This is a genomic window from Arthrobacter sp. UYCu512, assembly GCF_040547075.1.
Lineage (GTDB): Bacteria > Actinomycetota > Actinomycetes > Actinomycetales > Micrococcaceae > Arthrobacter.
The window spans coordinates 1-22809 of record NZ_JBEPPA010000020.1; the positions used below are offsets into that span (position 1 = coordinate 1).

The 22809-nt window shown below is 61.5% G+C and carries 21 protein-coding genes and 4 pseudogenes; 16 read left to right on the forward strand and 9 right to left on the reverse strand.

Going from position 1 to position 22809, the window contains the following annotated elements; genetic code table 11:
* The 4 genes and pseudogenes from ABIB49_RS16890 to ABIB49_RS16905 all read right to left on the reverse strand — a co-directional run.
* Window positions 1-233, reverse strand: a pseudogene (locus ABIB49_RS16890) (hypothetical protein); the annotation flags it as partial.
* A gap of 6 nt (window positions 234-239) precedes the next feature.
* Window positions 240-548 carry a hypothetical protein gene (locus ABIB49_RS16895; protein WP_354157405.1) on the reverse strand — a complete coding sequence of 103 codons (309 nt, stop codon included), beginning with the start codon at window positions 546-548 and terminating at the stop codon, window positions 240-242.
* The gene (locus ABIB49_RS16900; RefSeq protein ID WP_354157406.1) at window positions 529-861 is read right to left on the reverse strand and encodes a hypothetical protein; all 333 of its coding nucleotides are present in this window, start codon (window positions 859-861) and stop codon (window positions 529-531) included. Before ABIB49_RS16900 ends, ABIB49_RS16895 begins: the two co-directional genes overlap by 20 nt.
* A gap of 231 nt (window positions 862-1092) precedes the next feature.
* Complete coding sequence (locus ABIB49_RS16905) at window positions 1093-1371, reverse strand: hypothetical protein (RefSeq protein ID WP_354157407.1); 279 nt, start codon at window positions 1369-1371, stop codon at window positions 1093-1095.
* A 492-nt stretch (window positions 1372-1863) separates the two neighbouring features.
* On the opposite strand from ABIB49_RS16905, the gene ABIB49_RS16910 reads away from it, so the two are divergent.
* The 10 genes and pseudogenes from ABIB49_RS16910 (at window position 1864) to ABIB49_RS16955 (ending at window position 12689) form a co-directional block, all read left to right on the forward strand.
* Window positions 1864-2292 carry a hypothetical protein gene (locus tag ABIB49_RS16910; protein ID WP_354157408.1) on the forward strand — a complete coding sequence of 143 codons (429 nt, stop codon included), beginning with the start codon at window positions 1864-1866 and terminating at the stop codon, window positions 2290-2292.
* A 77-nt stretch (window positions 2293-2369) separates the two neighbouring features.
* Window positions 2370-2720, forward strand: coding sequence for a DUF3846 domain-containing protein (locus tag ABIB49_RS16915; protein ID WP_354157409.1), 351 nt, complete (start codon window positions 2370-2372; stop codon window positions 2718-2720).
* 183 nt (window positions 2721-2903) lie between these two features.
* Window positions 2904-3044, forward strand: coding sequence for a hypothetical protein (locus tag ABIB49_RS16920; RefSeq protein WP_354157410.1), 141 nt, complete (start codon window positions 2904-2906; stop codon window positions 3042-3044).
* A 251-nt stretch (window positions 3045-3295) separates the two neighbouring features.
* Window positions 3296-4234 (forward strand): annotated as a pseudogene (locus tag ABIB49_RS16925) (ParB/RepB/Spo0J family partition protein); the annotation flags it as partial.
* A 67-nt stretch (window positions 4235-4301) separates the two neighbouring features.
* Window positions 4302-5477, forward strand: a complete 1176-nt coding sequence (locus ABIB49_RS16930; RefSeq protein ID WP_123255250.1) for a tyrosine-type recombinase/integrase — start codon at window positions 4302-4304, stop codon at window positions 5475-5477.
* Window positions 5478-5751: 274 nt separating this feature from the next.
* Window positions 5752-7875: a tyrosine-type recombinase/integrase gene (locus tag ABIB49_RS16935; protein ID WP_354157411.1), complete on the forward strand. Its 2124-nt coding sequence runs from the start codon at window positions 5752-5754 to the stop codon at window positions 7873-7875.
* A gap of 64 nt (window positions 7876-7939) precedes the next feature.
* Window positions 7940-8662 carry an AAA family ATPase gene (locus ABIB49_RS16940; RefSeq protein WP_354157412.1) on the forward strand — a complete coding sequence of 241 codons (723 nt, stop codon included), beginning with the start codon at window positions 7940-7942 and terminating at the stop codon, window positions 8660-8662.
* Window positions 8663-8755: 93 nt separating this feature from the next.
* Window positions 8756-9118: pseudogene (locus tag ABIB49_RS16945) on the forward strand (ParB/RepB/Spo0J family partition protein); the annotation flags it as partial.
* A gap of 41 nt (window positions 9119-9159) precedes the next feature.
* Window positions 9160-10377, forward strand: coding sequence for a tyrosine-type recombinase/integrase (locus tag ABIB49_RS16950; RefSeq protein WP_354157413.1), 1218 nt, complete (start codon window positions 9160-9162; stop codon window positions 10375-10377).
* A gap of 107 nt (window positions 10378-10484) precedes the next feature.
* Entirely contained in the window at window positions 10485-12689 is a 2205-nt protein-coding gene (locus tag ABIB49_RS16955) for a tyrosine-type recombinase/integrase (RefSeq protein ID WP_354157414.1), read from the forward strand.
* Window positions 12690-12760: 71 nt separating this feature from the next.
* Here the strand turns inward: ABIB49_RS16955 and ABIB49_RS16960 are convergent, their stop codons facing one another.
* A complete protein-coding gene (locus ABIB49_RS16960) occupies window positions 12761-13225 on the reverse strand; it encodes a hypothetical protein (protein WP_354157415.1) in 465 nt (154 codons plus the stop codon).
* 203 nt (window positions 13226-13428) lie between these two features.
* Here ABIB49_RS16960 and ABIB49_RS16965 point away from each other — a divergent pair, with 203 nt between their 5' ends.
* Entirely contained in the window at window positions 13429-14424 is a 996-nt protein-coding gene (locus ABIB49_RS16965) for a GIY-YIG nuclease family protein (RefSeq protein ID WP_354157416.1), read from the forward strand.
* A gap of 706 nt (window positions 14425-15130) precedes the next feature.
* Window positions 15131-15634: a hypothetical protein gene (locus tag ABIB49_RS16970; RefSeq protein ID WP_354157417.1), complete on the forward strand. Its 504-nt coding sequence runs from the start codon at window positions 15131-15133 to the stop codon at window positions 15632-15634.
* 167 nt (window positions 15635-15801) lie between these two features.
* On the opposite strand, the gene ABIB49_RS16975 is transcribed toward ABIB49_RS16970, so the two are convergent.
* The 4 genes and pseudogenes from ABIB49_RS16975 to ABIB49_RS16990 all read right to left on the reverse strand — a co-directional run bounded on the left by ABIB49_RS16975 (window position 15802) and on the right by ABIB49_RS16990 (window position 18388).
* Window positions 15802-16614, reverse strand: a complete 813-nt coding sequence (locus ABIB49_RS16975) for an IS3 family transposase (protein ID WP_354157418.1) — start codon at window positions 16612-16614, stop codon at window positions 15802-15804.
* A 38-nt stretch (window positions 16615-16652) separates the two neighbouring features.
* Window positions 16653-16979 (reverse strand): helix-turn-helix domain-containing protein, encoded by a 327-nt coding sequence (locus ABIB49_RS16980; protein WP_354157448.1) that lies wholly within the window; start codon window positions 16977-16979, stop codon window positions 16653-16655.
* 12 nt (window positions 16980-16991) lie between these two features.
* Window positions 16992-17141, reverse strand: a pseudogene (locus ABIB49_RS16985) (helix-turn-helix domain-containing protein); the annotation flags it as partial.
* 92 nt (window positions 17142-17233) lie between these two features.
* Entirely contained in the window at window positions 17234-18388 is a 1155-nt protein-coding gene (locus ABIB49_RS16990; protein WP_354157449.1) for a protein kinase family protein, read from the reverse strand.
* A gap of 557 nt (window positions 18389-18945) precedes the next feature.
* Here ABIB49_RS16990 and ABIB49_RS16995 point away from each other — a divergent pair.
* From ABIB49_RS16995 to ABIB49_RS17010, 4 genes are all read left to right on the forward strand, one after another.
* Entirely contained in the window at window positions 18946-19839 is an 894-nt protein-coding gene (locus tag ABIB49_RS16995; protein ID WP_354157419.1) for an NmrA family NAD(P)-binding protein, read from the forward strand.
* A gap of 75 nt (window positions 19840-19914) precedes the next feature.
* Complete coding sequence (locus ABIB49_RS17000; RefSeq protein WP_354157420.1) at window positions 19915-20709, forward strand: GNAT family N-acetyltransferase; 795 nt, start codon at window positions 19915-19917, stop codon at window positions 20707-20709.
* Between the two features lie 532 nt (window positions 20710-21241).
* Window positions 21242-21568 (forward strand): histone-like nucleoid-structuring protein Lsr2, encoded by a 327-nt coding sequence (locus ABIB49_RS17005; RefSeq protein WP_354157421.1) that lies wholly within the window; start codon window positions 21242-21244, stop codon window positions 21566-21568.
* Between the two features lie 202 nt (window positions 21569-21770).
* Window positions 21771-22763, forward strand: coding sequence for an Abi family protein (locus ABIB49_RS17010; protein ID WP_354157422.1), 993 nt, complete (start codon window positions 21771-21773; stop codon window positions 22761-22763).
* The last annotated feature ends 46 nt before the right edge of the window (window positions 22764-22809 follow it).

Genomic DNA, 22809 nt, shown 5'->3' on the forward strand with positions numbered 1-22809 from the left:
CACGCACCGACCCGCACCCCGGGGTCTACGCCTAAGCCAGCACGACAGGCTTCCAAAAGAAACCAATCCGACGTCAGTAGTCCGGATAAGAAGACGCGAACCAGCTCGCGCATGACCGGTTCCGGGTCCTCCATCAGCTCGGAGAGCCGGCGGTGCACCTGCCCGAGGGACGGCAGCGTGAACTCGATCCGGATCTCCGCCCAGGTTTGATCGCTGATCGCTTGAGGCGTCACTGTGGCCTAGTCGCTGATGCTTTCCAGAAGCCACCGGGTGGAGAGTGGGTCCCGGCGCAGCGTGAACGTTCGAAGGGCCGAAGTCGAGCCGAGACGGACCTGCAACTGCCAGAACTCGACGCTCACTAGGTCGCCGCTGCCGACGGCTGCGGTACGCCGGGTGTTCCACCAGGCGTCCCGGGCGAACCAGTGCACCGGATCGGCCGCCACGGCCCAGATCCGGCCATCAAACCGGACGGCCAGAGGAGTGCCGGCCGGGGTGAACCGGACGTCAACCTCAGCGTCCAGGGTTGTTTCATTCGCTACTGCTGTCACGGTTTGTCCGCTCTCCCAAGTTCCTGTTCATCATTTCTTCCCGGCGGGTAACCGCCGAACTCCATACCCACGTCCGGCGAGTCAGCGGCCCGTCGCACCACGTCACTTCGACTGCTTTCGCCGTCCACGCGTACACCTCGCCGTCCACCAGCTCAGCGCAGTTCGGAAACCTGATCCACGCCTTCACCGGGATCCCGGGGAAGCCGTTCTTGGACGGGAAGTGCTCGAAATCGAGCTCTTCCACCGTCAGCCCAATCGGGGACGCTCGCCGCGCATACTGCGCCTGCAGCCTGCCCGCCTGATCCGGTCCCATACCACCACTTTAGAATATATGTTCGAATCGACACGGCAAAAGAAAGGCGCAATCATGCCGAATTGCATCTGATGCATGATCACGCAGATCTCATTATGGAGGGCGGCTACGACAGCCAGCGACCAAAGGGGCCGGCGCGGGCCTTCGGCGGACGGGTTGAACGCCAGTGGGGACAGCCCGAGCTGTGCGGAGGGCTCCACCTGCCCCCAATGGGCACAACCCGTCCGCAAACTACTTCGGTGTCTGGTCTTCCATTGCGGGCAATTCCCGCAGCGTCGCCGCGACGGCCCGCACCGCCGCCGCGTTCTCAGTCCAAGACCGGCCACCGCGCGTGCAGGCACTGAAATTCGTGACTTCCGATGCCTCCGCTGCAGCGGTGAGCTCTGCCCAGGCGGCTTCGAGTTCTACGAGCTGTTCGGCAGTCAGCGGCTCCGGGCCGGCCGCTGAGAGCGTCGCCTCAGTCGGCCCGGAACTTGTCGGGCGTTTCCGGAAAAGACTTCGTAATCCCATGCGCTGCCCCTTTTCGGCTGGAACGCCCCGCCAGGAGATTTCACTCGGGGGATGAGTGAGCTGCGACTGACGGGACCCGTCCACCCTAGCAAGGCCCTGATTTCCGCTGCGCTCCAACCAGGTCTGGGGCGTCCGCTGGCGCGGCCGGCTGTTGGGTCCAGGGTGCACCGTCGCAGAGCTCCGTCACTCCCTGACCCTGTTTGTCTACGACGTCTTTTGGCTGCTGTCCTCCGGATTCTAGGCGTCCGCTCCACCCCGTCTAGCCCCTCCTTCGTCGGGGCCTGCGGCGCAGGAAATGTCCCTCCGGCGCTCCTCCGTCGCTGATTTCCTCCGGGAATTTCCTTCACCTTGCCCTGCGGGTAGACAGGGCTCCGTCGGCCGCCGAGCAAGCAAGCTTGCCAGCAACCAAAAAACAACGGGGGGAGAGGGGACGCTGGCCGGTCACCTAGGCCGCCCCACCCACCGAATCCTTGGGCAAAAAGGAGCAACACCATGAATGCAGTAGCAACCAAGACGGTAACCACCAAGGACACCGGGGAGACCATCGAGGGCCTGACCGTCCTCGTCGATTACCACATGAACGACGGCTACGACTGGATGGAACTCATCGAAGCCGAAGGCTGGGCAGTCATCCCCAGCTGGGGATGTGACGGCTGGGACCTGGGCCAGTGGCCCTATGTCATGGTCGCGGCCACCCGGACCGCTGACAGCATCGGCAATCTCTTCGGAATCGCCACGTACTGCGAGGGAGACGTGGGCTGCACGTTCTACCGGACCAAGGCGGCCCAGTTCGAAGCGATCACCGAACAGGCGTTCTTCCACTGGAAGAACGGACAGGCCCACGGCCCGGACGACCTGCCCGAAGCCGCCGCGGAACTTCCGTCCCGCTACCGGATGCCCTACACGGTCAACGCCGCCTAACCAGCGCCAGAGCAGGTGCCCCGCCGCTTTCGGCGGGGCACCGCACCCCACCGCACCACTCGAGAGGACAACACCTGATGAGCACCTGCACCGCCCTGATCATCCCCGCCGACGGACGCGAACCCGCACGGGTCGAAACCATCGACGCATCACTGGAGAACCTGCAAACCCTCGTGGCCGGAAACATCGAAGCCGTTACCAGCTACGACTGGCACTTCTACGTCAACGAAGAAGGCAAGATCCTGAACCTCGCCCCTAACCGCCGCGCCGCTGTGCTGGTCCTGGAAGAAACCGGCGTCCTGACCGATGTCTACTGCGGGAATGCCGTGTTCCTGGGCGAGACGGACGACGGCGGCGAAGCCGACGTCCCCGAGGAACTGATCGACCTGGCACAGCAACTCTTCGGGCTGCACCAACCGGCGAGCTGACACCCAGGCGGTGGCCGGCCCTTCATGGCCGGTCACCGCTGGCGGTCCGCCGTCGTGGCCGGCTACCGCTTCGGGTTACCAGCGGCGGACCGCCAACCGCCCAGGTCTCTTCGGCGGGAGCCAGAACGGTGCGCGGCCAACCGACCGCAGGACAATAGGCGCAGATCCCCGGGGTGCTCCTCAATGGTTCGCAGGGCTCACCCCAAATGGGGCGTCCGCTGGCGCGGCCGGCTGTTGGGTCCAGGGTGCACCGTCGCAGAGCTCCGTCACTCCCTGACCCTGTTTGTCTACGACGTCTTTTGGCTGCTGTCCTCCGGATTCTAGGCGTCCGCTCCACCCCGTCTAGCCCCTCCTTCGTCGGGGCCTGCGGCGCAGGAAATGTCCCTCCGGCGCTCCTCCGTCGCTGATTTCCTCCGGGAATTTCCTTCACCTTGCCCTGCGGGTAGACAGGGCTCCGTCGGCCGCCGAGCAAGCAAGCTTGCCAGCAACCAAAAAACAACGGGGGGAGAGGGGACGCTGTCCGGTCACCTGAGCCGCCCCACCCACCGAATCCTTGGGCAAAAAGGAGCAACACCATGAACACCACACCCACCCTCGAAATGCTCGACCCGGTCACCCTGACCGTGGACATCAACGTCCGCAAAGACGCCGCCCTGACACCCGATTTCATTGCCAGCATCAAAGAGCACGGCGTGATGGAACCCGTCATCGCTCACCGCAAGGACGACGGCGTGGTGCACGTCCTGATGGGACAGCGCCGCACCCGCGCCGCCGTCGAAGCCGGGCGCACCAGCATCCCGGTGATGATCATCGAGTCCCCCGAGGAAGCCGAACGCATCGTGACCCAGGTCGTGGAGAACATCCAGCGCGCCGAACTCACCGAAGCGGACGAGGCCGACGCCTACCACCAGCTATCCCTGATCGGCGTCTCAGCCGCCGCGATCGCCAAGAAGACCGGGCGCACCAAGACCACCGTGGAAGGGGCGCTGAAAGCCAAGTCCTCGAGCGCCGGGGCCGCCGCCCTGGGCAAGGGATACACCATAGACGAAGCGCTCATCATGGCCGAGTTTGAAGGGAACCAGGACGCCACGGAGGAGTTGGAATCCGTGATCGCAGACGAACCCGATCAGCTCCTGCACGTCGCGCAGATGCTCCGGGACCGCCGCGACCGCGCCGCCGCCCTCGCCGCCCTCATCGCGGAGCTCGAGGCCCAGGGCAAGACCATCGTGGAGGACGCCGGGCACTACGCCAACGACGAGAACCTGTACGTGTCGGCCGCGAAGCGGGCCGACGGGGAACCGGCCACCGACGAGGACGCCAACGCCTACCTGATCAGCACCGACTACCGGGGCCAGCACAACGCCAACCCCGTGATCACCGGCTGGAAGGAGCTGGGCTTCACCCCGAAGTACGAACGCTACGACGGCGGCACGCAGGCCCGGAAAGGCCCGATGACCGAGGAACAGAAAGCCGATCGGAAGACCCTGATCGCCAATAATCGCGAGATGGAAAGCGTCCTGTTGACTGAACTTCGGGGAGACTGAACCCAGGCTTTCCGGAGAGGTGGTCATCGTGGACGAAATGCGGCTGAAGCTGCTCGAGGGTCAGATCGGGTTACCCGGCATTGGCGCCGTCCGGCAAAACGCGGCAGGCCTGCTGCCCTACGCCGTGGTCGACGAGGCAGGGCGGGAAATCGAGGTGTTCTCGGTGTATCTGCGCGATCTCGTGTTGACGGACATGAGCCCGTTGACCGTGCGGTCGTATGGCAATGACCTGCTGCGCTGGTGGCGGGTGCTGGAACTGATCGGGCTCCCGTGGGACCAGGCGGGCCGTCTGGAGATCGAGGTCATGGTGGGCTGGATGCGCTCGGCGGTGAATCCTCAGCGGCGGGGGAGCGGGGCACGGCTGATGAATCCACGGACCGGGAAGAGACCGCTGACTGAGGGGTATGCGCCGGCGACCATCAATCACGCACTTGCTGTCCTCGCCTCCTTTTACGAGTTCCACGCCCGCTTTGGGCGCGGGCCGGTGACGAACCCCGTGCCGGAGAGCCCGGGCCGCCGGGCGAGACTGGCGCACCGCAGCCCGTTGGAGGAGACCCCGGGAATTCGTCGTGCGCCGTTGAGGCAGAAGGCGGCCGTGCTGGCGCCACGTTCCATTCCGGATGATCTGGTTGATGAGCTGATCGGTGCCTTACGGACAAGCCGGGACCGGGCGCTCGTGAGCCTGTATCTGTCATCGGGTGCCCGGGCGAGCGAGCTTCTCGGTGTCCGGGGTGACCAGGTGGACTGGGCCAGGCAGCGCGTCTGGGTTGTTTCAAAAGGGTCCCGGACCCTGGAACCGGTTCCCGCTTCTCCGGAGTCATTGCAGCATTTGGCGGCGTATTTCCATGAGCACGGCACCCCTGGACCGGGCGAGCCGATCTGGCGTGCCCTGCATGGGAAGCCGCGACCGTTGAATTACCACGCGGCGCGCAGGGTCCTGCAGCGCGCGAACACGGCGCTGGGAACGGACTGGTCGCTGCACGATCTGCGGCACACGACAATCGACCGGATGGTGACCGACCCGAATCTGACATTGCCCGAGGTGATGGCTGTGACACGCCACCGGCGGGTGTCGTCAATGGCACCGTATCTGCGGCCGCGGATTGACGAGGTCTTCCAAAAGGTACAGGAGCACTTCGCCGCACCGCGGCCGGAGCCGAAGCTGACGCCCGGGTATGACGCGGACGACTTCACGGTCGTGTTCGGTGGTTAAAGGACTCAAGCATCCGGAACAGCGGCACCTCGAGCCGGCATCGCCCGGAAAAACGCGGCCCCGCAACGTCATCACGGCCGCCCCGGCAACCCCGCCAGCAGTTCCGCCGCAACCGCAGGGAGACCTGGAAACGGCGACTCTCGAGACGATCAGCGGTCTGGTCGATACGATTTGGCCGCGGTCCCAACCGAGGTGCTCGCTGCGCCGCGCGGGTCTGCGGTGGCTGCTCGGCTACCTCGAGGGGCACCCGGGGCGGTCATGGCAACAACGATGGGTGGCATCGGGTCTGAACGACGGGGACCGCCGGATCAGGGAACTGACCACAGGGGATCCACGTCTGGACGGAGAGCTGGGACACGCGCTCCTGCTCCTGTGCTGCCTGCGTGTGATCCGGCCATCGTTGGCGGCGTTCCGGGTCAACAGCTTCGTGCGCTATCACGAACATTTCGAGGTAGCGCAGAACGATCCGGATCTGGAGCGATTTCTGGCGTTGGTCGACGGGCACGAAGCCTCGGCGCATTTCAAGCGGTGCGCCCGTTTCGACGTTGCCGCCGCGCTGACTACCCAGGGCATCGCTTTCGCCGATCTGAGCGCTGAAGCGCTGCTTCATTATGCGATCGCCACCCGCGAGGGCGGCTGGGGCGCCGGCTACGAGTCCTACGTCGGTCACCTCGCCTGGAAGGTGATGGCCGAGTCCGGTCACTTCCCCGCGCACGTTCCCGCCACGTTGCGAGGAGCGAAACGCGCCCCGGCGATGACGCCCGCAGAGCTCGTTGACTGGCACAACATCACCGACCCGGACATTCACGCATTGTTCGTGGCTTACCTCACGCGCCGCAGCCATGACATCGACTATTCGACGCTGCGCGATATCGCAGCGGACCTTTGCGGAAAGTTCTGGACCGGGGTCCGGAAGGTCAACCCCGCCCAGGCGGATCTCGTCCTCGCGCCGGAGGATTATCAGAGCTGGCGCGCCGTACTTGAGATCCGCGGCGATGGGCAGCCCCGTCTGAGTGCGGACGGGGTCCTGACGACGATCCGGGCTTTCTACCTCGATATCCAGGGCTGGGCAGCTCAGGAACCCGAAAGCTGGGCCCGATGGGTTGCGCCCTGCCCCATTGGCAGCAGGGAAACCAGGTCACAGGCGAAATCGAAACGCCGGGCCAAGGAACGCATGGATGGCCGGATACGCCGGCTTCAACCTATCCTTCCTGCCTTCGTGGCCGCTGTGATCGCCCGCCGGGACCATCTGCATGAGCTCCTGGACGCAGCGGCAGATGCCGAACCTGACCAGGTGCTGACGGTCGGGGCGAAGAACTATCGAAGGCTGTTCACCGTCGGTGACGCCAGGCACGCCGAGCGTCATGGTCAGGCCAATATCCGGGTGCTCGATGAGTCGACCGGACGGAAACTCAACGTCACGTTTCTGGAGGACTCCGCGTTCTGGCAGTGGGCAACCGTTGAGACCTTGCAGCATACCGGGTTGCGTTGCGAGGAACTTCTGGAGCTATCCCAATTGAGCATCCGCCAGTATGCCCGGCCCAACGGGGAAGTTGTGGCTCTGTTGGTGGTCGCCCCGTCCAAGACCGACCGTGAGCGCGTGATCCCGATGACCGCCGAGCTGTTCCATGTGGTCGCGACCATCATCCGCCGCCTCACCCGGAACCGGCGCAGCGTGCCTCTGGCGACCCGCTATGACCCGTACGAGCGCATCACGAGTGAGCCGCAGCCGTTTCTGTTCCAGCGCACGATCGGGCAACGAACCGAGGTTATCAATCCAGGATCGTTGCGCGCAGAACTCGGCAAACTCAGCGATGTCCTGGCAGTCGAGCACCCCGAGCTGGCCGGATGCCGGTTTACCCCGCACGACTTCCGCCGCCTCTTTGCCACTGACCTCGTCAACCACGGCCTGCCGATCCACATCGGCGCCGCCCTCCTTGGACACCTGGACCTGCAGACCACCCACGGCTACGTCACCGTGTTCCAGGAAGACGTCATCCGCCACTATCAGACCCACCTCGCCGGCCGCCGGGCGGCCCGGGCCGCACGGGAATACCGGACCGCTTCCACCACGGAATGGGCCGAGTTCGAAGAGCACTTCGATAAGCGCAAAGTCGAGCTCGGCAACTGCGGGCGACCCTATGCCACGCCCTGCGAACACGAACACGCCTGCATCCGCTGCCCCCTGCTCCAGGTGGACCCTGGCATGATCGGCCGCCTCGACGAGATCAACACCGACCTCATCGCCCGACGCGAGCTCGCCCAAACAAAAGGCTGGCTCGGCGAGCTCGAAGGTATCGACCTCACCCTTCAATTCCTGCAGGACAAGCGCGCCGACGCACACCGACTCGCCAAACTCGGCCCAACCAACCTCGGAATCCCAGCCATCCGCATTTGAACGGAAGGTAGAGGTCCTTCTCCGCTCTGAGCGCGGCAGACAGGCGGGCTGCAAGAATGGGCGCATGCCCCTCCACAATTATCCGATCCGGCGGCTGGGAGAGGACCCCGCTAACGTTCTCGATCGCCGTCAATGGCCGGCAGCCCTGCCGCCTGTAGCTCAGGTCCTGGACCAGGGTCTTGAGCTGACGTCCGCTACCATCTTCGTCGGCGAAAACGGGTCAGGAAAATCGACTCTCGTGGAGGCTATAGCACTGGCCTACGGTTTGTCCCCTGAAGGCGGCTCAACAGGTGCGCGGCACACCACCAGGTCCACGGAATCCGCGCTGGCCGACCATTTACAGCTTGTCCGGAATGCTGGCACAACTCGGCGAGGGTACTTCCTGCGGGCGGAAACCATGCATGGATTCTTCACCTCCCTCGAGAAAAATCCGAGCACTTCCGGTCCCGACATTTCATTCCACGACATGTCCCATGGCGAGTCGTTCTTGGAACTGGCCGTCGATAGATTCCGCGGGCACGGATTGTGGGTACTCGATGAACCGGAATCCGCGTTGTCGTTCACAGGCTGCCTCAGCCTTCTTGCAGTCTTGAAGGGTCTCCTGGCCCAGGGAGATTCCCAGGTCATAATGTCGACGCACTCACCTGTCCTTGCGGCCCTTCCGGGTGCGCAGATCCTGGAAGTGGGGCCATGGGGTCTACGGGCTCAGGCCTGGGAGGATCTGGACCTGGTTACCAATTGGCGGTCATTCCTAGACTCGCCTCAGAGATACCTCCGGCACATTTAGCCTTCGGTTTAGCCAGAATCCATTAGGACGGCAACTCCCGTCGTCTGCCCGGCAAGCTCCAGCCCGTCATCCATAGTTGCAAAGTGCAGAGAAGCCACCAAGGTCAGGCGGGAGTTCGTGAAGACCCTGCTGTCGCGGAAGACCGCGCCGAAGGGCTGGCAGTACTTCACCGTCCACGCCATCACCCACGACCCCGAAACCGCCAGCGGCTACGACGGCAAGGTCGCCACCGAGATGATCGGGGCCAAGACCGGGGAGGACACCGACCGGTGGGGCTGGAACCCGTTGCGGGACCACACCGCCAAAACCACCGCACGCCCCGAGTTCTCCCTCATCGCCCTCATCTGCGCCGGGTACGAAAAGACCATCCAGAAAGACTCCTGGAGGAGCGCCGAGAAGCGGCACTTCCACTACCTGAACCAGCTCACCGTTTGGGGATATGTTGACCGGACTTAGGCTGTTAGCCTCGGACGTTCGCCGGCCAATGGAGGCACGAGTTGAGTATTCAGAGTCAGGGGAATTTCGCTGAGGTCTGCGCCATCGGGCGGGTGAAGTCGATACCGGAGGCCCCGTACTGGCAAGTGTTGGGCTGCGAGGGGGTGCCGGTACCAAGCATTGAGCCGTATCTCCGGGATTTTTGGGCGCGGGGGATGAGCTCGTCCAGCGTTGAATCGTATGCCAGGGATCTATTACGGTGGTTCCGCTTTCTGTGGCTCTCAGATCGGGGCTGGGACCGGGTGACCAGGGATGATGTCCGGGACTTTGTGATGAGCCTGCGCGAAGCGTCCAAGCACCCCGCGGAGATCCGCCGGCAAGTGCCGGCCGTCAATGAAGTCTCTGGCAAACCCTATTTAAGCGACGTCTACGCTCCCCGGACCATCAATCACAATCTTTCGGTGATCAGTGCGTTTTACGACTACCACCTGCGGGCGTTGACGGGACCTCTGCGCAATCCCGTTCCGGAGAGACTCCCGCAGGGCGGGCGCTTCGGAGCCCACCACAACCCCGAAGACGAGTACAGGCATGGACGGCGGGCTGATTACCGGCAAAAGGTTCCAATTCAGGCGGCCCGTTCGATCCCGGACAAAGCGTTCGAGGATCTGTTCACAGCCCTCGGCACGGACAGGGACAGGGCGCTGGTGGCGTTCTATGTCTCAAGCGCGGCGCGCCCTTCGGAGCTCGTCGGGCTGACGAACGGGAGGGTGGATGCTGGGCAGCAGTGTATTTCGGTGACGCGGAAGGGCTCGGGAGCTGTTCAGCGGATTCCCGCATCCCCTGAGGCATTCAGTTGGTTCCGGCTGTATCAGGAGGCTCTCCCCGAAGAGCTCACCCGTTCCGGTCTCTCGGCGTGGTGGACTCTCAGAAGGCCATATCGGCCCCTCAACTATGAGGCGGCCCGGGCAGTCATTCGCAGGGTGAACGTGGTCCTGGGCGCGAACTGGACGCTTCACGACTTCCGTCACACCGCTGCGATGCGCATGGCGCAGGACCCGGAGGTGTCCATCACAGACATTCAGGCGGTTCTAGGCCATGTCCATCTATCCACGACCGAAGCGTATCTAAAGCCACGTAATGACGAAGTGATCGAGAGAGTGAACCGGCATCTTTCGTCGCGAGCTTCCGACATCCTTGCTGCCGGCGGGGCACCGGCTTCCCTGTCACGCTACTCAGCCGAAGACATGAACGATCTCTTTGGCGGCACCCGGTGGCAATAGTCAGGGACTATGCTCCGGCCCGGTTCGTCCCGGCACCTCCCGCGGAGAAGCGCCCCGCTTGGAAAGACGCCGCTCCACTGCTGTCCTCGGTTTCGCGGGACGAGATCGTGGACCGTGCCGCGGCATTGAACGACGCGGATGGGGTGTCAGTACGCGGCGTGGGCGTCGTCCTGGCAGCGTTGTCCGTGTTTGAAGGCGAGACGTGGCAGTCGCGTTGGGAGAGCGCCGGATGCCAGGATGCAGGCGTTGATTGGCGGCAGAAAATTGGCGGCCCCTGGGAGGGGATCCATGTCAAGCGATCGGCGGACGAGTCCGGGCATGGAATTGCGGACCTGATTGCGATGGACGTGATCCGCCCCAGCTACATCTGGCTTCGGAGAGCTTCACCACGCTTCGAGCGGATTCGACGGAACCGGCATCCGGAATTCTTTGTGCGGATGATTGACCACGGAACGGCCAGCGTCGTGGCGCCGCCGAACTTCGGCAACAGCCTGGTGGTGATGACGAAGGTCCTCGCACGCACCGGTGTGCCGGTGGAGCAGTTGCTCCCGGAACATCTTCTTGAGTACCGGGATTTCCAGATAGCGCGTGGGCAGAAGCCTGACGGACTGACCTACGCCTGGTCCATGCTCAAGGACCTGGGGGTGTTCGATGCATCGACACCGGTGCTGCTGCAGGCGGTTGCAGTGGAGCGGCCTTCGGTCGAGCAGATGGTCGATGCTTACGAGATTCGCTGCAAACCTGTTCGGGAGGTGCTCATCCGCTATCTGAAGTCGCGGGTTGTGTCGCTGGACTACTCGACTTTGCGCTGGCTGGTTTACGAATTGGTGAAGAACTTCTGGACCGACATAGAGGCCCATAATCCGGAGGCGCGCAGCCTCCATATCGGCTTCGAGGAGGGAAGAGCGTGGCTGAATCGTCTGCTGCAGGGATCTCTGGCCGGCAAGCACCGCACGCTTTTTGCCGTGCGGGCGATGTATCTGGATATCGCGTCGTGGGCAACCGATGACGGGTATTGGGCCCAGTGGGCGGCGCCGTCATTTCTGACCCGTGAAGATACCAAGGGGGAAGCGAAACACAAGCTGCGGACGCAGGCCAGGATTCACCAAAGGATTCGGGATCTTGGACCGTTGCTCCCGCGGCTGCTTTTGAGCACTGCAACGGAATTGAAATCCGCTCAAGCGCTCCTGGCCGCTGGGACAGCGACTGACGGCGGGGATGATTTTGAGCACGAAGGGGTCGTCTACCGGCGGCTACTCCTGAGCCAGAGGACGAGCAGCTCTCCCCGGGGCGTTGGTCGGGTCTGGATATCCGGTGGCCGCTTCGAGCGGCGGGTGGATCTGACCCAGTTGGAGGAGAATTGCTTTTGGAGCTGGGCGCTCGTCAACACGTTGAACGAGACAGGAGTCCGTGTCGAGGAACTTGTCGAGATCACAACGCTCGCACTGTCCATCTACAAGCTTGCCGGGACCGGCGAAGCGCTTCCGCTTCTGCAGATCGTTCCCTCGAAGACCGACAGGGAACGGGTCCTGCTCGTCTCGCCCGAGCTCGCGCATGTCTTCGCGTTGGTGAAGAAACGCATTTCCCGTACCGATGGAAGTGTCCCTTTGACTATCCGCTACGACGACGCGGAGCGCGTCTACAGCGCACCGCTGCCTCACCTGTTCCAGACACACATCGGGAGTGAACGTCGGGTAATGTCTCCGGCCCGGGTGAGGACGGCCATTCACAGTGCTGTCGCCCGGGCCGGTCTCAGGGACGAGACCGGGGCGGAGTACAGGTTCACTCCACACGATTTTCGACGTCTCTTCGCAACATCTGCGCTGGCCACGGGGCTGCCGATCCATATTCTCGCGAAACTGATGGGTCATCAAAACATTGTCACGACGCAGGGCTATGCAGCCGTCCACGATGAGGATACTTTCCGGCACTTCCGAAGCTTTGTTGACAGACGACGGGCGTTGCGGCCACGGGAAGACTACTTGGAACCCAGCGCTGCAGAGATCCAGGAATTTCATGATCACTTCAAGAAGCGAAAGGTCGAGCTGGGAAGCTGCGGCCGGGCCTACGGGACACCCTGCATCCACGAACACGCTTGCATACGATGCCCCATGCTCCGCCCCGATCCGTCACAACGTCCCCGCCTGGAAGAACTGATCGAGGCACTCTTGGACCGGAAGATCGAAGCCGAAGAACGCGGGTGGTTGGGCGAGCTCGAAGGAATAGAGATCAGCTTGAAAGCCGCCCGGGACAAACTCGCACAAATGAGCACGCAGGTGTCCCTTGGCCTACCGGCTTTCCCATCACCCTGACCCTGGCCTGGGCCTACGGGCCGATGCCCTGTCAGCGCTTCGACGACGATTGGTTGTGAGGCACCATGGCGTCACAAGAGTCCAGCGTTCTTCCCGGCACGCTCGACTTTCACAATGATGTCCTGAGCCGCAGGGAGGATTGCTGCCAAACCCTTCCCGTTACCCGAGTCGATTTGAAGCTGGTAATTGGGGACGGCAATGTTCGTCCATTCCTGGGTGGTGAGTTTGGGCTTTACGGTATCGCCGGCAAGGGACACGACTGTATTGACCGCTTCGGCGACCATTGCCGGTCCGGTTGGGTGTGCAAGCGCGGCCCTGGCATTTGTAAGGGCTGTTTTAAGTGCACCCACATTTAGTTCCGACATCGAAAAGGTGGTTTGGACGGTCGCCGTAGGTGTAGGAGTCGGCGTGTTGGCCTCTGGAACAGAGGGGCTGGAAATAGTTGCCGGCGCGCATCCGGCGACAAGCACCGCGGTCAAGATAAGTCCGGAGACTGCAAAGAATTGGCGATTCCCCAAGATCGGTTTTGTGTTCATGGCCTCAGACTACACAGGATGAAACTGTGCCCTGAGAACCTTGTCGCTCGAGGCCCCGGCATGTATTGACCCTCCTAGGCGCCTTGCCGCCGACCGACCGACCGACCGCTTTCTCACCAAATGGGTGCCCGTGCCTTATTCCTTCGACGCCCAACGTCTATGCCGCTGTCCTCTTCTGTATTCTCGAAGTGGCATCATGACTTATGACCACCTCTGATGCGGCTTCTGCGGGTCCTCTCTTTTTTACGAAGTACCCAATGCGGGACGCGGCGCCGGTGTCGACGCTGTTTTCGGTCGAAGACCCGGCCGCCATCTGCGGAATATATGTCCTGGAGTTTGACGACGGGGATAAATACGTCGGGCGGACAGTAAATATCGTGTCCAGATACGCGGCACATAAGCGCCACCACGGTGATGTCACGGCCTTTAGCTTTGCCCCATGTGAGGCCGCGCTTTTGGATTACTACGAGCGTGCGGTGATCCGGTACGAACAGCGTACGCATAGCCTGCGTAACTTGATGCTGACGGACTGGCCGGGTGGCAGGGAGGACCTTGAGGTTGCGCTGACTGAGGGCACGGCCGTGCAGCTGCCTTGGGAGCGGGCAAGGCGCGAGACGGTGGCGTCGGAATCGAAGACCTCGAAGGAACGCCGGTTTTGGGAACTGGCCGAGCGCTCCGATTACCCCCAGATTTGCGCACAGTTGGCTCGCTATGTTCACGAGACGATTCCGGACCCCGCCCGTACCCGGGGCATCCTTTGGTCCCTTGCCGCCCTACCGACTACGAGCCGCACTGCTGACCGGCGCCGCTTGTTCACGCTCAACGCGGGGTCCGTGGAAATGCTCTTCCTGACCGAATGGGATCTGGAGGGAGGCGGAAGCGAGCTCCAATGGACAATGAACATTTGGCCCGAAGGCATTATCGAACCGTTGCGGGCCCTCGACGGCGATTGGCTCCGCAAGGCCTCCTACGAGGTAAGCGATAAATACAGGAGTGTCGGGCCGGTTGTGGCCATTGATTGCTTGGGCACCGACGTTTTCGCCAAGGCCATGGACCAGACCGTGATCATCAACGCCGCTTACAGACTCAACGTCACCATGATGCGACGGGCCAAAACCATTTACGCCAAGCACCACAACCAGTCCTTCACATCCGACGTAGTCCACGGCATCTACTCGCTCGGACTCCATGCGGGCTAGATTTGGGGGTCTTCCCCGAAGCGCCCGCCCTCTTTCGCTTTCTGGGCGGGCGCTTTCATGGACGTCGCCAGCTCCGATGCAGACGACTTCGGAAACTGACAGCGCCTGCATAGCGCGCGAGATCTGATGAATTTCTTGACGATTACCGGTAGTCCGGAGAAGTTACACCGCAAGTGCCGTGGAGAAAATCATCATCGACAAGCACACCGCCGATACTGAATAATTTGAAGTGGGCCGGGCGGCTGATCCCCCAATACAGCCGCCCGGCCATTCCATTCGCAGGGCACGGAACCTCCCGCACGCCGGGCGGTCCGTCGCCCAGGATGAACCAAAGCGGCCACTCACCAGCGACGGACCGCCATTAACCGCGACAACGCGACAAGGCCAACCTCCACCCGCGGGACCAGGAACAACGAGGTACCAGGCCGCGGCAGCAGTACAAATCGTTCAGCTAAGCTGAACCACATATTTCCTTTGCAGAGGGAAACCCTAGAAAGGCCGGCACTTATGAACTGGTCCCCAAAAGTTGGACTCGTTAATGTGCGAGTTCCACTTTAGCGGTCAGTGATCGGCCCCACCCAGAAGGCCCCGTCCAAATTAGGACGGGGCCTTCTGCGTGCAGTTCTTTCCTGTCCGTTCTTTCCTGTACGCAACGACGGTCGTATGCAAGGATGGCTGAACTAACCTCCGGGGGGATGGGGTATCAATGAAGATCAAGGGCAGACGCAGGGACACGGTAGCCATCGCAGTAATCGGTGTGATCGTCGGTCTCACAGGATGCGCGGTCAACGGTCAACGGGCAGCAGCGCCGCAGCAGTCCACAACCACGCAAACCTCAGCCGCTCCGCAGCTCAAGGAATTCGATTCTGTCGATGATGCCCGTCGAGCCGTTGCCGGCGTGATCGGCTGCGACGATGAGCCAAAGACGGATCCCATCATCAATCCGGACCTCGCAGGTTTCACGGCTGAATACGTCGTGTGTGCAAACCGCGTCCAAGTTGAGTGGTTCAAGACGGAAGACGCCCGAGATGCCGAGCACCAGCTGTACGGTGATTCAGCTCAGCCTCTGTCCATTGTGGAGGGTAAGAACTGGATGGTCGTAGACATGTCCGAAGCACTTGGTGAGCCTCTAAGCGGCAAAGACCCCAAGGGACTGGCTCACAAACTCGGCGGCCAATTCAGATCGCTGAACGGTGCCAAATCGTCCTAATGCCAGGAAAGTACCCCTCTCTCGCTCGCAGGCCACTCAGTCCCGACAACGCCTCACGTGCCGATCGTTAGACGGGCCCAAGCGATACTGGCTTCATCATTAGCGCCCGGCCCCGGCGGTCCTTGCTTCGATACGGAGCTCGAATGCTGCGTTGTTTGCTGGGGGTCTTACGCGGCGAGCGTTTGAGCACGGTACTGCACAGGGCTGAGACCCTTCAGCTTTGTGGAGATTCTTTCGGTGTTGTACCAGTGAATGTAGTCGTGCAGCGCTGCTGCCAGGGCGTCGGTGTTGAGGAAACGGACACGGTGGAAGAGCTCTTCCTTGAGGTGTCCGAAAAAGTTCTCAATGACGGCGTTGTCATAGCAGTTTGCTTTACGGGACATCGATTGGACTGCCCCGGCGTTCTCCAAAAGTGTGCGCCAGGAGTTGTGCTGGTACTGGAATCCCTGGTCGGAGTGCACGAGGGGTGTCTGTCCGTCCTCAAGCGTGGCCAAGGCGCCCCGCAAAGGGGCGTTGGCCAGCTCTAGATTGGGCGACGTCCCAATCGCGTAGGAGATGATCTGCCGGTCGAAAAGGTCCATGATCGGTGAGAGGTAGAGCTTCCCGTCACCGACGCTGAACTCGGTCACATCGGTGACCCATTTCTGATTTGGGGCGTCGGCTTCGAACTGGCGTTTCAGGAGGTTGGGGGCCACGATGCCCTGCTCGCCCTGGTAGGAGTTGTATCGCTTCCTGCTTCGGACCTTGCAGACGAGGTGCAGGGAACGCATCAGTTTCAGAACGGTCTTCTTGGCGACCGTCCAGCCTTGCTTCAGCAGCTCAATATGGATACGACGGTGCCCGTACCGGCCGTGGTTCTTCTTGAAAATCTCTGTAATAGCGGCCTTCAGGGACGCCTGTGGATCGGGGCCTTGGAGGCGGGACTGGTGGTAGAAGAACGTGGACCGGGGTAACCCGGCTACGTCCAGGAGAACTTCCAACCGATGCTCAGCCTTGAGAGCGATGACAGCGCGGACCTTTAGCGCTGTTCCCCGTCCCTCAAGGCTTTTACTTTTCCCAGGAAGGCCACCTCCGCACGCAGGCGTTCGTTCTCACGCCGCAGCCGCTGCAGCTCCGGTTCCTGCTGCGCCGGGGCATCTGGGTTCTTCCTCGGCCGGCCTTTAGGTTTCGGACGGAGGCCGTCCTCGCCCTCAGCCCGGTACTGCCCTGCCCACACGGCTATCAGGTGTGGCGACGACAGGTCGAGCTCCTTCGCCAGCTCAACCCTGGTCTCGCCGGCAATGTATCGCTGCACCGCGTTGAGCTTGAGCTCGAACGAATACAGCCGCTTCACGGGTTTGGTCACAAGAGCAGTATCTCCGCGAACGCGCCATCTGTCGTGCAACCGGAGGACTGCTTTCCTACCCACCCCAAGCCTGGTCGCTACGGCCCTGGAGCCCCAACCAGTCGCAAACAGCGCCACCGCGGCCTCACGCTGCTCCTCAGACAACGAACTGCCCTTGAACATGAAACTGCTCCCCTTAAGTCAGAACTGAATTTTCAGTCCAACTTTCGGGGAGCAGTTCACTTACGTGCCGGCCTTTCTTCTTGATACGCGAGCTACGCGGGCGCCTGATCTGGTCTGATGTCAAGCTTTTCTACCGCGGCTATGACCTCTCGAACGTTCGCAAAACGCTGAGACGTGTCATGAGACGAGCACTTCTGAACGAGCTTTGCCGCTTCGCCGTGGCCGGAGAGGAGTGATTCCCGGCCGGAGAAGATGAACGAGAGTACAAACCCAACCGAGTACATCTCATTCACGAGATCGTAGCTCTTGAAGTCGTGAAGCATTGGGTCCCTTATGGTTCCGCGCATTTCCGTCTGGGTGCGAGTGAACTCCGAGGACTTGTCCTTCACAAGCCCAAAGTCGGACAGCTTCACGAGGACAGCTTCATTGTCGTAGATCTTGAGCAGTACATTCTGGAGGCTGATATCTCGGTGCAGTAAGTCCTTGGTGTGGATGTAGTTGAGTCCGTAGAGGAACTGCAGGGCGATGCGCTTCCGTGTGGAGAAACTGAGTTTGGTGTTTCGGCTCTGGACGTACTGCCGCAGCGTTTCACCGCAGTATTCCATGCCGTATTCGTTGCGCTTTTCGTTGAACTTGAACACCTGAACCACGTAGGGGAAGCTCAGGCTTTTCATAACCTCAAACTCCTGCCGGAATCGTTGCTGATCCCTAGCGTCAATCCCACGTTTCGCCCTCTTGACCGCGTACTTCACTCCATAGTCCGGGTCGACGTAGCTGTAGACATCTGCATACGATCCACTGCCCACCATCGTCAGCTTTAGTGGGGTCGATTCCTTCTTCAACCGGATTGACTTGTCGCCGAAGGTGAAGGCCTGGGCGTATCGCAAAATGTCAACGGGCTTGTAGTCGTCGGGGATGGGGCTTCCGTTGCTCTTCCTGAGCCACGTTTCTGCATCCTCGAGGGCCAACTCATAGGACTCGACGAGGTTCACCTCGAACCCGGCCAAGTTAGCATCGTGGAGGTCCTGTCGTAGCTCCTCAATGAGAGCCAGTAGCTCCCTGCTGGTCGGGGCCCAATAGTTCTGCTTGTCCTTTGCCCGCTCATTAATCGCCTGGAAATGATTGTTCAGTTGGCCGTGAAGGACAGCCAACATGTGACCGAAGTTGGCAACGTCCTCGTAGAGTCGCGAGTACGCCCTCGGTGCAGGTACTTCCTTGTATTTCTCCAGTAAATCAGCCACTCGCATGTCGGAAGCGTTCGGCATCGTCCCCCCATCCTGAATTCGAGGGCAACCTGCCGGATTCGCCCCTCTGTTCCAGATTCTCTCATTTCTACTAAGGCGGAACTGCGCGGCGTCCAGTGGATTAAATGCGCCCCAGCCCGGCACTCGTGTCTCCTGAGGCATCGAATGCGAACCGCCCTAAGCAGGCTCGCGGCGTGCTGACCTGGAAGGGGAAGCCGCTCCGCATGCCCCGGCGGGGTTTCGCGGAACGCCACAGGGATCCGAATTTACGGTCTTCGTATGGCGTGAAGGTGGACAACCAGGAACTTGAGGCAAGAGCCGCACAACCAGGGGATGGATACCCCGGTGGTTGCAGTGGACGGATGGATGAGGGACAAGGCGATCTCGATCAGCTGCATGCCCGTTTGTTTGCGGCGCGCGGCCGAATACGTTAGAGATTGCGCGTGATTCTCATCACATGCAATAACGACCGTTATCGACTTTCGGGGGCGCAAAACGGCTCGCGAGTGACGTGGCGCGGGTTTGTTAGCCTCAAGAAGAGCTGAAAGGAAGTTCCCCTGATGGCGGGAGAAGTGATTCTGGTGACCGGGGCTACGGGCAACATCGGCCGGGTCGTGGTCGAACAGCTGCTGGCCGCCGGGCAGAGAGTCCGCGCGGCCGGGCAAACCGCGGAGTCCGTGAAGCGGATGTTCGGGCAGCGGGTTGAAGCCATCGCCTTTGACTTCACCGACGAGATGACTTGGCCCGACGCATTTCATGGGGTCCAGCGGATGTTTTTGATGCGCCCGCCACATCTGGGCAAGCCAAAGAAACAGATCATTCCCGCCCTCGAATACGCCCGCGCCCGCGGCGTCGAGCAGATGGTGTTTCTCTCCATTCAGGGCGCGGAGAAGAATAAGGTCGTCCCGCACGCGGCCATCGAAGCATGGCTGCGCACCTCCGGTGCCGCTTGGACGTTCGTGCGGGCGTCGTTCTTTCACCAGAACCTTTCAACCACCCACCTGACCGACATCCGTGACCGTGACGAGATCATGGTCCCTGCCGGGCGCGGCGTGACCGCGTTCGTTGACGGTGAGGACGTCGGTGCCGTCGCCGCGGCCGCGCTCATGAACCCCGCCGCGCACCGCAACACCGCCTGGACGGTCACGGGGAATGAAGCCCTGACCTACGAACAGATAGCCCGGATCCTGACCGTCGAGCTTGGCCGCCCCATCCGGTACGCCAGGCCCGGGATCTTCCGATACTTCTGGCACGCCCGCCGAACCCTCGGAATGCCATGGGGGATGGTCTTCGTCACGGCCGCCATCTACACCACAGCCAGGTTCGGACTGGCTGGCGAGCTGACGGACACCGTGCAGCAGGTGCTGGGCCGGCCCCCGATCAGCTTCGCTGACTTTACCCACCGGCAACACGAAATCTGGAACCCCGCCCCGACCGCCAACGAAACCAAATGACCCCTGTTGCTTTTCAGAATCGTGGGGGAGGCGGGATGCATCTTGGCGCAATTGATCGAGGGATAGGCTGCGGGGATGCCAAGTCATCTGGAAGAGTCTGCTGAAGCTGCGGAACTGGCAGTTTTCGCCCGGAAGAAACTTTTGCTTGGTGCGGCGGCAAGTGCGAGGTTGCCGGGCAGGTTTGAATCGCTAGGTATCGGCGGATTGCGGGCAAGCCTTGCAACCGCAGGTCAATATGGCTTCCTCAACACCATTGAAGGCGTAACCGAGCATTCGGCCGGGGCGCTGCCCGACGTCATCAAGTGGTTTCCGGATCCATGCCGGATAACCATCGTCGCAATGTCCTCATCGCAGAATCTCATCGACTGGTTGCGAGGCGAGGGTTACGAACCGGCCCCCGTGCGGCCGATTGCTTTCATGCGCTTGAACGCCGATTGCAACAAGTCCCGAATGTGGGCTGAGCCGTGGCAGATACGCGAAGTCGTCACCCAGGAGGAGATGGCGCTCTTCTTGGACCTTCTTGACGAGGGCTACGCGGCGTCGAGCGCAGTGGCCGCGTTGATCCGCACCGAGCACGCCCTTCCGGCCATCCGTGGTTTCATCGCTTCGCGCAACGGTCAACCTTGCGCTGCAGCAGCAATGTCCATGCACCCCACTGGCGCGGTACTTGGCGGAGCCTCCACGCTTCCGGCAGCGCGAGGAACAGGGGCTCAAACAGCGCTCCTGGCCTACCGGCTCTCACTCGCGACAGAGCTGGGTGCCTCTTTGGCCACGGCCACCGCAGCTCCGGGATCACCAAGCATCAGCAACCTAACAAAATTGGGATTCACCATCGTCGAGCGGACTGCCTGGCAGCTTTCAACCGGATGAACACGCACATGGTCGCAGCAACCAGCAGTCGGCCCGGAGATGCTTGCCCAGCGCAACACCTGCAGGCGGTCGGAGGGCGCTGTTTCAATCGATGACTGCGGCGGCTGCCCCGTAGCCCAAGTCATTCTCCGCGCAAACCGCGGGTCAAAAACGACCCTTACTGACGTGCTCCGTGACGCCGGCCGTTGCGGCTTGTTGTTGGCGTGGGAATGCCCGTTGCCGACGGCGGACGTAAACTGGCGCTGGCGGTCAGAACTCGAGTTCGGTATCAAAGTCGGTCAATAGACGCAGGGGAGCGTTTCTGACTGTCCGTTTGCGGTGTATCCCTAGGTAACCTCCGACTCGGCTAACGTGCGGCCGATTGATATCCGATATGCCATTTCCTGACACACGTCGACGCCGAGTTAGTGGCCCGCATACAGACGAACGCTTAGCGGGTTCGATGGTGTTCGGAAGTGAAATAGTGTTGAGGTCAAAGGCAGACGTTGGCTTGGGGGAAACGACAGCATCAATCTCGAACGAAGGACCCCCATTGGCTCGTAAAATCCATGTCCAGCTGATCGATGACATCTCGGGTGAGGACGCGCAGGAAACCCTCCGGTTCTCCCTTGACGGCACCGACTACGAAATCGACCTCGCAGAGGAAAATGCAGCCGGACTGCGCGCGACCTTGGCACCGTTCATCGCCCACGGCCGGCGCGTCCGCGGCGCTTCAGGAAGCCGGAGCACCAGGACTATGCCATCCAGCAGGGAAGAGACTCAGAAGATCCGTGAGTGGGCCATGGCCAACGGGTACAGCCCCAATTTCCGCGGGCGCATCAGCCAGGACATCAAAAAAGCCTACGACGACGCCCACTAGGCAACCGGTAAGGGCCGATTGTGTGCGTCGGCCCTATTGTTGTCCCATTGGCGCTGTTGTCGGCGTTCGGCTTCCCAGGTGGCTCAAGTCGGGGGTGCCATGCCGTGCCCTGACTGCTGGGCAGTTCGTGATACGGTTTGTTCATCATGATCAGCCCGCTCGCCTCACGGCTCGGGCTGATTTTCTTTTAACCGGGGGATTCGTGGCTGAGTACACAAAGCAATGGCTGTCGGTCGAGGACCAGGTCAAAAAACTTGCCTTGCGCGGTGTCAGCGTTCCCGAGGACGGGAGCGGTGTTCAACTGCTTTGTGCGGTTGGTTACTACCGGCTTACCGGCTATCTCTATCCATTCCGTGAGTCTGAGCCGTACGTGGACGATGACGGTCGTCCACGGGTACGGGTCCTCAACCACTATCGGGCCGGCACTTCTATGCGGGACGCCGCGGAACTCATCGACTTCGACCGTCGACTGAGGATGCTCATCCTTGATGGAATCGAGAGGATTGAAATTTCGCTCCGCATGCAGATCGGATATGTGTTGGGCAGGCGTTCGGCCTTTTCCCATCTAGAACCTGCCACGTTCGTAGGGTCTTTCACGGATGCACAAGTGGATCCAGCCACGGGAGGACCGGCACCGAGCAAACACGAGCAATGGATCGACCGGATGCGGGAGCGACAGAACGGATCCGACGAGGCCTTTGTGACCCATTTCCGGGAGAAATACGGCGATCAGATGCCGATTTGGGCGCTCACGGAGATCATGGAGCTGGGGCACCTCAGTCGCTTATACGTTGGACTGACGAACTCGATCGCCACGGAGATCGCCACCGCCTACGCGGTACCGTCGAAGCGGGTGATGAGTAGTTGGATTGCGAGTCTGAACTATGTGAGGAACGTGGCTGCCCACCACGCCCGGATCTTCAACCGCAAACTTGTTACTGCGCCGAAACGGCCGAGTAAGGGGCAAGTTCCTCTCTTGGATCATCTAAGGGATGAAGAGTCGTCGAAGCAGGTGTTTGGTCTTTATAACGCTTTGGCCGTGATGGCATACATGCTTCGTGTGATCGATCCCAACGGCGGCTGGACCGAACGCCTAGTCGAGCTCGTCGGCTCGTTCCCTCGAGCGGGGCATTTGACCAAGCATTCCATCGGAATGCCTGATGACTGGACAAGCCTAGAACTTTGGCAAGCCTAGGCACTGCCGGTACTGGCCGGGAAGTGCCGGTTCCTCCGTGAAGAAA